The sequence below is a fragment of the Lentibacillus jeotgali genome, assembly GCF_000224785.1.
Taxonomy (GTDB): Bacteria; Bacillota; Bacilli; order Bacillales; family Amphibacillaceae; genus Lentibacillus; species Lentibacillus jeotgali.
Genome location: NZ_AGAV01000024.1, coordinates 26,948 through 40,639, shown reverse-complemented (window position 1 = coordinate 40,639; position 13,692 = coordinate 26,948). Strand labels below are relative to the sequence as shown.

Here is a 13,692-nt window from a genome sequence, read left to right as displayed (position 1 = left end):
CCGCGGAAAGCGGAGTATATTTCCGGAGCGGATTATTTGCACTAACCATTTATTCTAGTTGTTCGGATTTTTGTTTGAAAAAGATACTTTTGTCCCGACCTCTTATTCAATAATCATACCGTTCCCGCTCAACCTCTTCTATTCGATCGCCGGATTCATCAAATTTGATTGCCCGATAATAAGCATCATGGTAAAACGTGTACCATGCTTGGCTTCGATAGCCGTAATCCATCCACTCTTCCTTTTGGTGGACAGATGTTACCGGATAATCATCATAGGCTAGCACCCACAATTTGTTCTGATGGGCATGGGTTGGCATAATATCTGCCATATGTATCCACGTATTATCACTGTCTTCAAACACCAGTATGGAATGGCCCTCGCTATGCCCGCCGGTGTGAATCATCTTCAGGCCGTCAGTAATAACGATCTCGTCGTCAAATGCTTTGACTTGCTTCTGAACCGGCTTCCAGTTCATTTCCCAATATGTATTCGCTGAACGGATATTAGGATGGCGCATTTCATCCCACTCTACCTGAGATACATAAATCACCGCATTCTTAAAAACGGATTCGTAATTATCGCCTGAAGGTTTGGTCAGCCCACACGCATGGTCAAAATGTAAATGCGTCATCAGTATCGCATCGATATCATCCGCAGAAAGACCTGCCTCAGTAAGTGATTTGTCAATTGACGACTCCTCTTTAACTCCGAAATTCCGCAGCTGTTTATCAGTCAATTTTCCATTTCCCATTCCAGATTCGATTAAATAATTTTTCCCGTCAATCTGCAATAAAATCGGATCTGTCCGCAATTCAATCTGGTTTTTCTCATTATATGGATACTTCTTTCCCCATAACGGTTTCGGGACGACCCCAAACATGGCCCCGCCATCCAGAAAATTCACACCACCGTTCAGCCATGTTAGTTTAGCCCGTCCGATTTGAAGTGTTTCCATTGTACATCCTCCCCTTCGCTTATGTATTCAGTTTAGCTCATCCTGTGAGTCATGTAAACGATTGCAGTGTAAGTTAAAACGTGCAAATACGGTTCTTTCGGTATGACTCTCATCCATCGAAAAAAGAACCCTGCACAACAGGATTCTAGGAAAATTGTGCCCGGCAGCGGTAAATCGGCTGACCCTTGGCTGAAAACTTTTCTTCATATTCAGTCATGACATTCTCTGGGTCCTCTTCACTATGAAGATCCAGGTTCACTTCCGTCAGATCCATACCAAATTGGGAAAAACTGACGAGTGAGTATTCAAATAGTCCCTGGTTATCGGTTTTGAGTACGATTTCGCCTTCAGACTGCAATATATGCTCGTATTGCCTGAGAAATGTATGGAAAGTGAGGCGCCTTTTGGCGTGCCGTTTTTTTGGCCATGGATCGGAAAAATTCAGGTAGATGGCCGATATTTCATTTTCAGCAAACAGCTCGGTTAAATCAGCTGCATCGACATGTAAAAGCAGGACATTATCCTGTCCGGCATTTTTCACTTTGCTTCCTGCTATCACAATAATGCTTTTGGCAAGTTCGATGCCAATAAAATTGACATCCGGGTGCTGTTCAGCCATGCCCGCAATGAACTGACCTTTTCCAGAACCGATCTCAACATGAATCGGGTTAGCATTTCCAAACATTTCTTTCCATTTTCCCTTGTTTGATTTCGCATCCGGGACAATCAGGTGCGTATTATCGTTCAGAAAATCATCTGCCCACGGTTTATGACGTTGTCGCAAGATTACTTCTCCTTTCAAATATTCCATTTTAAAAAGAGGATAAAGCATAGAATTTATGATGTTGGTCAAAACTATTAATTGAGGTGATTTTAGTGACACTGACAACAAACAATCAATTACAATTATTGCATGACATTTTAACAGAGCAGACGGAAGATCGCTGCGGAGAAATTTCCGAATATCAGCAAATTAAGCGCCTCGTTCAAGCGATGATGGCCAACAACAGCATCTCAAATGAACAACTGCTTCAGCTGCTCCCTGAAATATACAATTACGGACGGCAGGGTGAGATTGCCCACAACGATGAAGAGCACATTCTGTCAAACCAGTCAAATATCGAAACATGGGTAAACGCTATTCAGCAGACTAGCGCAGAATAGCTTTTTCAACATAATGGTTTAAATCTCGCAAATCAGCTAATCGCTCTTGGACTTTATCATATTCATGGCGCTCATAATGCCATGACAGATAATAAAGGGCATCCATAATCAAATACCAGTACATCCGCTCAAATAAGTGATTATCTTTTGCTGCACCGTACTGGTTAAGCCACCTGCCCCAATCTTCTTCAGGTACATACCATTTCAAAATAAAGCCAAAATCCATTGCAGGATCAGCTATCATGGCATTATCCCAATCAACCAGGTAGAGCTGGCTCTTTGTAGTCAAGATAATATTATTATGATTCAAATCACAATGGCACACAACTTGCTGCTGATCACGGGTAGCCGGCAGCAAATGCCTCAGATAATTCATTGTATCCTGTACCTCACTGTACTCATCCAGCAAACCGCTTGCTTCTAGCTGAGCTGTTACGTCTGCAAAACGATCATCAGATGTGACAGGTTTCTTACCTAATCGCATCAGCATATGAAGAAGTTCAGACGATCCGTGTATTTTACGAAGCAAATCGGCTACCCGGTGATGCTGCATTTCCGTTGCCTTAAGTTCCCGGCCGTCGAGCCACTCCTGGGCAGTAATCACATCACCATTTTCCATCCGCTTTGTAAATACGAGTTTAGGGACGATCCCCTCTGCTGATAGGACTGCCAAAAACGGCGAAGAATTCCGTTTCAAAAACAGGCGCCTGTCATCTTTGCTGGCAATATACGCATCACCTGTTAATCCGCCTGCAGGGGTGATATCCCATTCTTTACCTACTGCTTGTTTAAGCCAATTCACTGTAAATACCTCAAATCGTGTTAAATTCTTCCAATAACTTACATTAAAAACAGACATGAGAATAGATTATCGGATATTCGCGATGTTTTCAACCGAAACTTATATTCCCATAACCTTAATATGCTACGTCACCACATAAAACGAATATGCATCTATCTGACCACCCGACTGGTAAATTAGCCTTCGTTTTAAATCGCCTCTCCTGATAAATTGTATACGGCTGCAGCGTGGTATTTAGGTTGTTTTTCGGGATGAATCCGGTAAATAACAACCTGATTCACACTGAATTGATCCTGTCCAGTGTAGTGCTCTTTCAGATCAGAAAGCTGTATAACACCCCCGGCCCATTTTTTGGCAAGTGTTATATGCGGCATATACGTTCTCTTTTCTTGCTGAAATCCCACCTTCAATGCAATCTTTTCAATATTTTCCTGCAAACGGATCAACTCATGTTTCCGTTCCACTCCTGCCCATAAAACACGCGGCTTTTTTGGGTTGCCGAACGTGCCCAGCGTTCCGGTTTGCAAGGAAAAAGCAGGAAACCTTTCAATTTCGGACATAGCCTGTATCAACTTCTCCAGCCGGCTATCGTCAACTGGCCCAAGAAATTTCATGGTAATGTGCAAATCTTCCGATTGTGGCCATTGTCTATAAGGCAACTTGTTTTTTAATGCCTGCTGCCATCCGGCGTACCGTTCCTTAAGCGATTCCGGCAGTGTAACAGCAATAAAATAATGTGGAGAAGTCATATATATCCCTCATTTTTATACTCATTATACCGTATACTTTATCAAGAGTTGTATTATTGATCGAAATTTTCACTTTTATTCAACCCTAAATAGTTGTAAAATTGAATTAAGGCAGAGTTAGTTGCACCAGAGAAAATGATATTCCTTAGGGAGTGGTTTTTTGAATCATGCAACCTCACGTATGCTGACACGAGTTAAAGCTGTCTACCTTTACATAAGAGAAAAAGGGACAGTCACAACCCAGGAAATTGCCGATGAATTTGGAACAACCGACCGTACTGTACAACGAGATTTGAACATCTTGACACATAATGGCCTGGTGAAAAGCCCTGTCCGGGGCAAATGGAAAATCACAGCCAAACCTGTCAACATTTCCTGAGAAAATCAGGAGATGCTAGCTGACACATCTATGTCAGCTCTTTTTTTGGGTTAATGTTTTTAGTCTCTGAACTTCCTCTTCGTTCAATTCGCGGAAGTCCCCGGCGCCAAGATTACCATCCAGCGGAAGATTACCCATTTGAATCCGCTTTAAATAAATGACTTTTTTCCCGACTGCTTCAAACATCCGTTTGACCTGATGAAACTTGCCTTCCGTAACCGTTACTTGAACGTGTGACACAGGAGCAGCATGCAAAACATTTAACACTGCTGGTTTGGCGATATACCCGTCATCCAACTGAACCCCGAAGCGGAATTTCTCGATGTCCTGTTCTGTTACATCGCCCCTGACTTCAGCAAAGTATGTCTTCTCAACAGCCTTATTTGGCGAGGTCAGCTGATGTCCCAGCCTTCCGTCGTTCGTTATCAACAGGAGACCTTCAGTATCTTTATCAAGCCTGCCAACAGGAAATGGATCAAACAGCCGATAGGCAGACGGCAGTAAATCAACCACCGTCTTATCCCGATTATCAGCCGTAGCTGAAACATAGCCAGATGGCTTATTGAGCATTACATAGATATACTCCCGATAATATACCATCTCGTTATTTACTTCTACGATATCTTTTTCCGGGTTAACCTGGAAGCCGCTGTCCTTAACGATATGATCATTGATAATCACTTTCTTTTTCTTAATTAGCCCTTTAACATCTTTTCTGCTCCCGAACCCTTTATTTGCCAGCAATTTATCGAGACGCATTGAAATCCTCCATTACCTGTGAAATAGCCGGTCCAGAACCCTAACCCGGTCGCCTAATACACGTTCAAGCAGTGTTGATTCATAACTAAACCACAAATAGACACCGCCGCCAAGGACAACGCCGGCAATCAGCATAATTACTGCTGCACTGCGCGATGTTTCATAATCCAGAAATGTTGCAAATACAGCTTTAGCTATTAAAATGACAATGACCATAAACGCGGAAAAAATACATATCAATAGGAAGCGTTTAAACGTTTGTTTGAACGAAAATTCAATGGATGATTTAATCCGCCATAGGTTTAATGCAACAGCTATCCCCGCTGCAAGCGCTGTGCCAAAAATTGCCCCTTTTGGACCGAATGTATGGATTAATTGAATATTAAATAATACTTTGATCAGCACACCGGCAGATAAACTTATGACAGCAAACTGTTGTTGTTCAATTCCCTGCAGAATGGAAGCAGATACTGTGAACAACGCAAAAAGCAATCCAACCGGAGCATACCAACCGAGCAGCGTTCCGGTGGTTTCGAGCTTATCCATGCCCCCGTAAAGCGCTCCATATGCTTCATCTGAAAGTGTTGACAATCCAATGACAGCCGGCACTACAAGCACCAGGACAATCTGCAGTGCCTGATTAATCTGCTGGTAGAGCAACGGGCGATTTTGCTGTGTGAATGTTTTCGTTAAAGCCGGTATTATTGCCAGTGACATCCCCGTCGCGATCGTAACCGGGATAATCACTAATTTGTGTCCGTAATAATTGATAGCAGAATAGGCTGTATCATACAATTCCTTTTGTCCTATCGCCGTCATCGCCCGTTCAACCGTAAACTGGTCCACCAGTTGATAAAGCGGGATGGCAACACCAACCAGTATAAACGGCCCCGCATAACGGAACAGTTCAGAAAACAATTCCTTTGTCGGTATATCATGCGTATATGATTGCTGCTGTACCTGTTTCTGTATGTTTTTCTTCCGTTTGCGCCAGTAAACAAATAGCACGATAGCAGATGCCATTGCCCCTAAAAAAGCGGCAAACGTAGCAAAGCCAACTGCTGTGGCAATCGATCCGCCGACAACTTTTACCACGATAAACGCACTGACGAGAATAAAGCCGATTCGTACGATTTGTTCAACGACCTGCGAAACGGCAGTAGGACCCATCGACTGATACCCTTGGAAGAAGCCTCTGACAATGCTCATCGCAGGTATGATTAACAGTGCAAAACTCACCATACGGATAACCATGGCAACATCAGCTACAGCAATATCGCCTTCAGCTTCATTGGTGATCATATAACCAGCCAGCAGCTCGGCACTGAAAAACAACGCTAAAAAAGCAAGGAACCCTGTAACAGCCATAAGCATGATTCCCGCTTTAAACATTCGCATCCCTGTTTCATAATCATTTAATGCATTGTACTTGGAAACAAATTTTGAAACAGCCAAAGGTACGCCAATTGTAGAAATGCTGATTAAAATACTGTACGGTGTATAAGCAAGTGAGAACAGCGTCCCCCCTGTTTCACCGACAAGCTCATTAAACGGGATGACATAAACCATCCCAAGAAATTTTGATAAAAATGTTGCACCAGTAAGCAGCATGGTGCCCCTGACAATATTCGACATTATTTCACCTGCATTTAAAATTAAACTTAGTGTACATTTTATCACAGATCACTTCAAAGCACCTCACATTTTAATATAAGAAGTGCACATGTTTTATTTTTGGATTGTGGCAAAACGTGGTATGCTACTAACGAAAGGATGAAGTAAATTGTCGTATGATGTCGTTATAATTGGTGGTGGACCATCAGGCCTTATGGCAGCCATTGCCGCTGCCGAAAATGGCGCAAAAACTATGCTGCTTGAAAAAGGCAGAAAGCTGGGAACGAAACTTGCTATCTCTGGCGGCGGGCGGTGTAATGTGACAAATCGTCTGCCTGAAGAAGAAGTGATTAAACACATTCCCGGGAATGGCAAGTTCTTATACAGTCCCTTCTCTGTTTTTAATAACTACGATATAATCGATTTTTTTGAAGGAATGGGTGTTGGTTTAAAGGAAGAAGACCACGGGCGCATGTTTCCGGTAACCAATTCCGCCAAAACAGTTGTAAACGCATTAATTGGCAAGTTAGCTGAACTGGGTGTGGAGGTTCGGATGAAGACTCCGGTAAAAGCAGTTCACTATGATGATACAGAACATACCATTATTCTGGACGACGGCTCAAAGTTAAATGCGGCTTCCCTTGTCATTGCTGTCGGGGGAAAAGCTGTACCTCACACCGGTTCGACCGGCGACGGCTATGCATGGGCCAAGAAAGCTGGCCATACCATCACGGAATTATACCCGACTGAAGTTGCGCTAACTTCCGATGAAAATTTTATCCAGAATAAAAGCTTGCAGGGATTATCGTTAAGAAATGTTTCCTTGTCAGTTTTGAACAAAAAGAACAAGCCTTTGATCACACATCAAATGGACATGATTTTTACGCATTTTGGCATCTCAGGGCCTGCTGTCCTTCGCTGTTCACAGTTCGCTGTAAAAGAACTGATGAAAGGGCGCGAGGAAGTACCCATGCTGCTTGATGTACTGCCTGATCAGCACGAAGACCAGATGGTACATTCGATTCTAAAATCAATGGAAGAAAGTCCTAAGAAATCCATCAAAAATATTTTAAAAGGTATTGCCCCCGAAAGGCTTCTGGATTACCTGCTTGAGAGGCACAAAATGGATGCGGAACAAAAAGCAGCTACTGTTGCAAAAGAAACCATCCGCACAATTGTTCATAACCTGAAACACTTTCAATTCACCGTCAACGGAACGCTGCCCCTTAAAAAGGCATTCGTTACCGGCGGAGGGATTTCGATTAAGGAAATCGTACCGAAAACGATGCAGTCCAAACTCATGCACGGGCTCTATTTTTGCGGTGAAATACTGAACATTCACGGATATACCGGCGGATATAACATAACTTCTGCTTTAGTTACCGGTAGACTCGCAGGCATGAATGCCGCGATTGAAGCTGTTCATAACTCTGGTAATTGATACCTGACATGTTTTTGTCCTTACTGCAGCAAGCTAAAAAATGTCCGGAGATTTATGCAGAAAGGGCTGAGGGATCATGCAAAACAACAATATGTGGCTGCCATTGATTGCTTCTGTCGGTGTCGGTGCAGCAACCTACTACAGCATGACAAGAAACAACCGTAACTTTGGACAAACCATGCAGCAAATGGTTCCGTTCGTTTCACAAATGGGCGGAGGAAACCAACAAGCTCAGGGACCAAATCAAATGGGCTAGATATTATAAAAAGCGCACTTATGAAGTGCGCTTTTTATATCACGTTTTAAATGATGTCTTTTTAATTGCCACCGTGCTTCCTTCATTGTACTGTTATCTGTCTTTAACCTTAATTTATGAATTTCGGGAAATACATTATGGATTTCGGGGGTTTTTATATGATCTTCGGGAAGTATGGCATTAATTTCGTGATTTATACAAAATGGAAAGGCTGATTCAAATTGTGAATCAGCCTTTCCTGTCATGCCTGGCGGCGTCCTACTCTTGCAGGGGTTAAACCCCAACTACCATCGGCGCTGGAGAGCTTAACTTCTGTGTTCGGCATGGGAACAGGTGTGTCCTCTCCGCTATTGCTGCCAGACCTATGCATGGTTTGCGTCTTTTTTTACGGACAAGAATTATTATAGGCATTTTTAGTGAAAAATGCAAGGATTTTTTTAATGAAAAAAATATAAAATTGGCTTTGTATCATTCTTTCACAGGACAAGCCACATCCAGCTTCAGCGCCCAGCGACTAGCGCGACTTCCCTCACCTCCGTACGATAAGGCAACATCGATTCGCTTTCGCTCCCAAAGAGTTTTCTTTATCTCCTGCGGGTCAGTCCAGTCCGTACGTCGCTAACCGGGCGCTTACGCTTTTGCTTTATACCCTGAAAACTAAATAAGAGCGCCATTCAATGCCAAGTAAGTTAGTTAAGTCCTCGATCGATTAGTATCCGTCAGCTCCACGTGTCACCACGCTTCCACCTCAGACCTATCTACCTCATCGTCTCTGAGGGATCTTACTCACTTGACGTGATGGGAAGTTTCATCTTGAGGGGGGCTTCATGCTTAGATGCTTTCAGCACTTATCCTGACCACACGTAGCTACCCAGCTGTGCTCCTGGCGGAACAACTGGTACACCAGCGGTGTGTCCATCCCGGTCCTCTCGTACTAAGGACAGCTCCTCTCAGACTTCCAATGCCCACGACGGATAGGGACCGAACTGTCTCACGACGTTCTGAACCCAGCTCGCGTACCGCTTTAATGGGCGAACAGCCCAACCCTTGGGACCGACTACAGCCCCAGGATGCGATGAGCCGACATCGAGGTGCCAAACCTCCCCGTCGATGTGAACTCTTGGGGGAGATAAGCCTGTTATCCCCGGGGTAGCTTTTATCCGTTGAGCGATGGCCCTTCCATGCGGAACCACCGGATCACTAAGCCCGACTTTCGTCCCTGCTCGACTTGTGAGTCTCGCAGTCAAGCTCCCTTCTGCCTTTGCACTCTGCGAATGATTTCCAACCATTCTGAGGGAACCTTTGGGCGCCTCCGTTACCTTTTGGGAGGCGACCGCCCCAGTCAAACTGCCCACCTGACACTGTCTCCGGACCGGCTAACGGTCCTGGGTTAGAATGTCCGTACAGCCAGGGTGGTATCCCACGGATGCCTCCACGTAAGCTGGCGCTCACGTTTCCACGGCTCCCACCTATCCTGTACAAGCTGTACCAACATTCAATATCAGGCTACAGTAAAGCTCCACGGGGTCTTTCCGTCCTGTCGCGGGTAATGCGCATCTTCACGCATAGTATAATTTCACCGGGTCTCTCGTTGAGACAGTGCCCAAGTCGTTGCACCTTTCGTGCGGGTCGGAACTTACCCGACAAGGAATTTCGCTACCTTAGGACCGTTATAGTTACGGCCGCCGTTTACTGGGGCTTCGGTTCGCCGCTTCGCGCCCGAAGGCGCTAACGCTTCCCCTTAACCTTCCAGCACCGGGCAGGTGTCAGCCCCTATACTTCGCCTTTCGGCTTCGCAGAGACCTGTGTTTTTGCTAAACAGTCGCTTGGGCCTATTCACTGCGGCTCAGACTCGGTCTGAGCACCCCTTCTCCCGAGGTTACGGGGTCATTTTGCCGAGTTCCTTAACGAGAGTTCTCCCGATCACCTTAGGATTCTCTCCTTGCCTGCCTGTGTCGGTTTGCGGTACGGGCACCTGTGAACTCACTAGAGGCTTTTCTTGGCAGTGTGGAATCAGGAACTTCGGTACTCATTTTCCCTCCCCGTCACAGCTCAGAAATCATCGGACGGATTTGCCTGTCCGACTTCCTCACTGCTTGGGCGCACCTATCCGACAGTGCGCTTTCCTTATCCTGCTGCGTCCCCCCATCGTTCAAACGCTCACGAGGTGGTACAGGAATATCTGCCTGTTGGCCATCGCCTACGCCTTTCGGCCTCGGCTTAGGTCCCGACTAACCCTGAGCGGACGAGCCTTCCTCAGGAAACCTTAGGCTTTCGGTGAAAGAGATTCTCACTCTTTTCTCGCTACTTATACCGGCATTCTCACTTCCAAACGCTCCACCAGTCCTCACGGTCTGACTTCGCTGCATTTGGAACGCTCTCCTACCATTGTTCGTCAGAACAATCCGCAGCTTCGGTGATACGTTTAGCCCCGGTACATTTTCGGCGCAGAGTCACTCGACCAGTGAGCTATTACGCACTCTTTAAATGATGGCTGCTTCTAAGCCAACATACTGGTTGTCTGGGCAACTCCACATCCTTTTCCACTTAACGTATACTTAGGGACCTTAGCTGGCGGTCTGGGCTGTTTCCCTTTCGACTATGAACCTTATCACCCATAGTCTGACTCCCAAGGCTTGCATCTCTGGCATTCGGAGTTTGACTGAATTCGGTAACCCGGTGAGGGCCCCTAGTCCAATCAGTGCTCTACCTCCAGCACGCATACCTTGAGGCTAGCCCTAAAGCTATTTCGGAGAGAACCAGCTATCTCCGTGTTCGATTGGCATTTCACCCCTACCCACACCTCATCCCCGCATTTTTCAGCATACGTGGGTTCGGGCCTCCAGTCAGTGTTACCTGACCTTCACCCTGGACATGGGTAGATCACACGGTTTCGGGTCTGCGACCATATACTCTTAACGCCCTCTTCAGACTCGCTTTCGCTGCGGCTCCGTGTCTGCCACTTAACCTTGCATATGATCGCAACTCGCCGGTCCATTCTACAAAAGGTACGCCGTCACCCATTAACGGGCTCCGACTACTTGTAGGCACACGGTTTCAGGTTCTCTTTCACTCCCCTTCCGGGGTGCTTTTCACCTTTCCCTCACGGTACTGGTTCACTATCGGTCACCAGGGAGTATTTAGCCTTGGGAGATGGTCCTCCCGGATTCCGACGGAATTCCTCGTGTTCCGCCGTACTCAGGATCCACTCCGGAGGAAACCTCTTTTCGACTACAGGGCTCTTACCTTCTGTGGCTGATCATTCCAGATCGATTCGTCTAAGACGTTTCTTGATAACTCCAATGGAGTGTCCTCCAACCCCGGAAAGCTCAGCTTTCCGGTTTGGGCTGCTTCCGTTTCGCTCGCCGCTACTCGGGAAATCGCATTTGCTTTCTTTTCCACCGGGTACTGAGATGTTTCAGTTCCCCGGGTCTGCCGCTTGTGCCCTATTGATTCAGACACAGGCGCTGCCCCATTACGGACAGCGGGTTGCCCCATTCGGAAATCCCCGGATCTCAGTCTACTTACGACTCCCCGGGGCATATCGGTGTTAGTCCCGTCCTTCTTCGGCTCCTGGTGCCAAGGCATTCACCGTGCGCCCTTCTTCACTTAACTAATTCATGCGTCCATCTGATGAACGCATCTCGCTTATCGCATTGAATGTCTTTGCTCTTATTTAGTTTTCAAGGTACAACTGAGAGATTTGCTCCCTCAAAACTGAACCAAACAACCCAGTATGTTCCGTATAATCCAGCTCCGGCGCCTATCAAATTGATAAACAGGCACCTACGCTTTCTCATAATCCTTAGAAAGGAGGTGATCCAGCCGCACCTTCCGATACGGCTACCTTGTTACGACTTCACCCCAATCATTGGCCCCACCTTCGGCGGCTGGCTCCCTAAGGTTACCTCACCGACTTCGGGTGTTGCCAACTCTCGTGGTGTGACGGGCGGTGTGTACAAGGCCCGGGAACGTATTCACCGCGGCATTCTGATCCGCGATTACTAGCGATTCCGGCTTCATACAGGCGAGTTGCAGCCTGCAATCCGAACTGGGAATGGTTTTATGGGATTTGCTTCACCTCACGGCTTCGCTGCCCTTTGTTCCATCCATTGTAGCACGTGTGTAGCCCAGGTCATAAGGGGCATGATGATTTGACGTCATCCCCGCCTTCCTCCGGTTTGTCACCGGCAGTCACCTTAGAGTGCCCAACTGAATGCTGGCAACTAAGATCAAGGGTTGCGCTCGTTACGGGACTTAACCCAACATCTCACGACACGAGCTGACGACAACCATGCACCACCTGTCACTCTGTCCCCGAAGGGAACACGGTATCTCTACCGCCATCAGAGGATGTCAAGACCTGGTAAGGTTCTTCGCGTTGCTTCGAATTAAACCACATGCTCCACCGCTTGTGCGGGCCCCCGTCAATTCTTTTGAGTTTCAGCCTTGCGGCCGTAATCCCCAGGCGGAGTGCTTAATGCGTTAACTTCAGCACAAAGGGGTGGAAACCCCCTAACACCTAGCACTCAACGTTTACGGCATGGACTACCAGGGTATCTAATCCTGTTCGCTACCCATGCTTTCGCACCTCAGCGTCAGTTACAGACCAGAGAGTCGCCTTCGCCACTGGTGTTCCTCCACATCTCTACGCATTTCACCGCTACACGTGGAATTCCACTCTCCTCTTCTGCACTCAAGTCCTCCAGTTTCCAATGACCGCCCGCGGTTGAGCCGCGGGATTTCACATCAGACTTAAAAGACCGCCTGCGTGCGCTTTACGCCCAATAATTCCGGACAACGCTTGCCCCCTACGTATTACCGCGGCTGCTGGCACGTAGTTAGCCGGGGCTTTCTGGTCAGGTACCGTCAAGGCGCTGCCCTCTTCGAGCAGCACGTGTTCTTCCCTGACAACAGAGCTTTACGATCCGAAAACCTTCATCACTCACGCGGCGTTGCACCGTCAGACTTTCGTCCATTGCGGATGATTCCCTACTGCTGCCTCCCGTAGGAGTCTGGGCCGTGTCTCAGTCCCAGTGTGGCCGATCACCCTCTCAGGTCGGCTACGCATCGTCGCCTTGGTAAGCTTTGACCTTACCAACTAACTAATGCGCCGCGGGCCCATCTGTAAGTGACAGCTAAAAGCCGCCTTTCAACACGGCGCCATGCGATGCTGTGTATTATCCGGTATTAGCCCCGGTTTCCCGGAGTTATCCCAGTCTTACAGGCAGGTTGCCCACGTGTTACTCACCCGTCCGCCGCTCGTTCCACAGGCGCTCGCCCCGAAGGGCGATTACCTGCTTCCCGCGCTCGACTTGCATGTATTAGGCACGCCGCCAGCGTTCGTCCTGAGCCAAGATCAAACTCTCCAATAAAGTTTGTTAGGAGATTGACACCGATCAATCTCTTTCATGGCTTTGCTTCAAAAATTGATACAGGGTTTCATTGGTCTTCTGCCAAAACCAAGTTCCGGCTTCCGACCTCTTACCTCTGACATCTTTGTCATACTGGTTGTTTTGTTCAGTTTTCAAGGAGCAAAATAACGCCATCTCTGTCGACGGCAAAAAATA

General features: G+C 46.9%; 11 protein-coding genes and 3 rRNA genes. 4 read left to right on the top strand and 10 right to left on the bottom strand.

What is annotated here, in order from left to right:
* Positions 1-106 precede the first annotated feature (106 nt).
* Both ON01_RS17625 and trmB read right to left on the bottom strand, forming a co-directional pair.
* A complete protein-coding gene (locus ON01_RS17625; RefSeq protein ID WP_010532341.1) occupies positions 107-958 on the bottom strand; it encodes a YtnP family quorum-quenching lactonase in 852 nt (283 codons plus the stop codon).
* Positions 959-1,103: 145 nt separating this feature from the next.
* Positions 1,104-1,742, bottom strand: coding sequence for a tRNA (guanosine(46)-N7)-methyltransferase TrmB (gene trmB, locus ON01_RS17620; protein WP_010532340.1), 639 nt, complete (start codon positions 1,740-1,742; stop codon positions 1,104-1,106).
* Positions 1,743-1,834: 92 nt separating this feature from the next.
* Between trmB and ON01_RS17615 the strand changes: the two genes are divergently transcribed.
* Positions 1,835-2,122 carry a YtzH-like family protein gene (locus ON01_RS17615; RefSeq protein ID WP_010532339.1) on the top strand — a complete coding sequence of 96 codons (288 nt, stop codon included), beginning with the start codon at positions 1,835-1,837 and terminating at the stop codon, positions 2,120-2,122.
* Here ON01_RS17615 and ON01_RS17610 read toward each other — a convergent pair.
* Both ON01_RS17610 and thpR read right to left on the bottom strand, forming a co-directional pair.
* Complete coding sequence (locus ON01_RS17610) at positions 2,109-2,924, bottom strand: phosphotransferase family protein (protein ID WP_010532338.1); 816 nt, start codon at positions 2,922-2,924, stop codon at positions 2,109-2,111. The two genes, ON01_RS17615 and ON01_RS17610, sit on opposite strands and share 14 nt — an antisense overlap.
* 188 nt (positions 2,925-3,112) lie before the next feature.
* Positions 3,113-3,673, bottom strand: a complete 561-nt coding sequence (thpR, locus tag ON01_RS17605; protein ID WP_010532337.1) for an RNA 2',3'-cyclic phosphodiesterase — start codon at positions 3,671-3,673, stop codon at positions 3,113-3,115.
* Positions 3,674-3,854: 181 nt separating this feature from the next.
* On the opposite strand from thpR, the gene ON01_RS17600 reads away from it, so the two are divergent.
* Complete coding sequence (locus ON01_RS17600; RefSeq protein ID WP_040912605.1) at positions 3,855-4,052, top strand: DeoR family transcriptional regulator; 198 nt, start codon at positions 3,855-3,857, stop codon at positions 4,050-4,052.
* A 33-nt stretch (positions 4,053-4,085) separates the two neighbouring features.
* Here the strand turns inward: ON01_RS17600 and ON01_RS17595 are convergent, their stop codons facing one another.
* Both ON01_RS17595 and ON01_RS17590 read right to left on the bottom strand, forming a co-directional pair.
* Positions 4,086-4,811 (bottom strand): pseudouridine synthase, encoded by a 726-nt coding sequence (locus tag ON01_RS17595; RefSeq protein WP_010532335.1) that lies wholly within the window; start codon positions 4,809-4,811, stop codon positions 4,086-4,088.
* A 12-nt stretch (positions 4,812-4,823) separates the two neighbouring features.
* A complete protein-coding gene (locus tag ON01_RS17590) occupies positions 4,824-6,446 on the bottom strand; it encodes a putative polysaccharide biosynthesis protein (protein WP_010532334.1) in 1,623 nt (540 codons plus the stop codon).
* Positions 6,447-6,594: 148 nt separating this feature from the next.
* Here ON01_RS17590 and ON01_RS17585 point away from each other — a divergent pair, with 148 nt between their 5' ends.
* Both ON01_RS17585 and ON01_RS17580 read left to right on the top strand, forming a co-directional pair.
* Entirely contained in the window at positions 6,595-7,866 is a 1,272-nt protein-coding gene (locus tag ON01_RS17585) for a BaiN/RdsA family NAD(P)/FAD-dependent oxidoreductase (protein WP_010532333.1), read from the top strand.
* 76 nt (positions 7,867-7,942) lie between these two features.
* Positions 7,943-8,122, top strand: coding sequence for a hypothetical protein (locus ON01_RS17580; protein WP_010532332.1), 180 nt, complete (start codon positions 7,943-7,945; stop codon positions 8,120-8,122).
* Here the strand turns inward: ON01_RS17580 and ON01_RS17575 are convergent.
* From ON01_RS17575 to ON01_RS17560, 4 genes are all read right to left on the bottom strand, one after another.
* Positions 8,119-8,367, bottom strand: a complete 249-nt coding sequence (locus tag ON01_RS17575) for a hypothetical protein (RefSeq protein WP_010532331.1) — start codon at positions 8,365-8,367, stop codon at positions 8,119-8,121. The two genes, ON01_RS17580 and ON01_RS17575, sit on opposite strands and share 4 nt — an antisense overlap.
* Positions 8,368-8,483, bottom strand: a 5S ribosomal RNA gene (gene rrf / locus ON01_RS17570).
* A gap of 328 nt (positions 8,484-8,811) precedes the next feature.
* A 23S ribosomal RNA gene (locus ON01_RS17565) occupies positions 8,812-11,737 on the bottom strand.
* 194 nt (positions 11,738-11,931) lie between these two features.
* A 16S ribosomal RNA gene (locus ON01_RS17560) occupies positions 11,932-13,497 on the bottom strand.
* The 16S, 23S and 5S rRNA genes sit together here, the layout of an rRNA operon.
* Between the last annotated feature and the right edge of the window lie 195 nt (positions 13,498-13,692).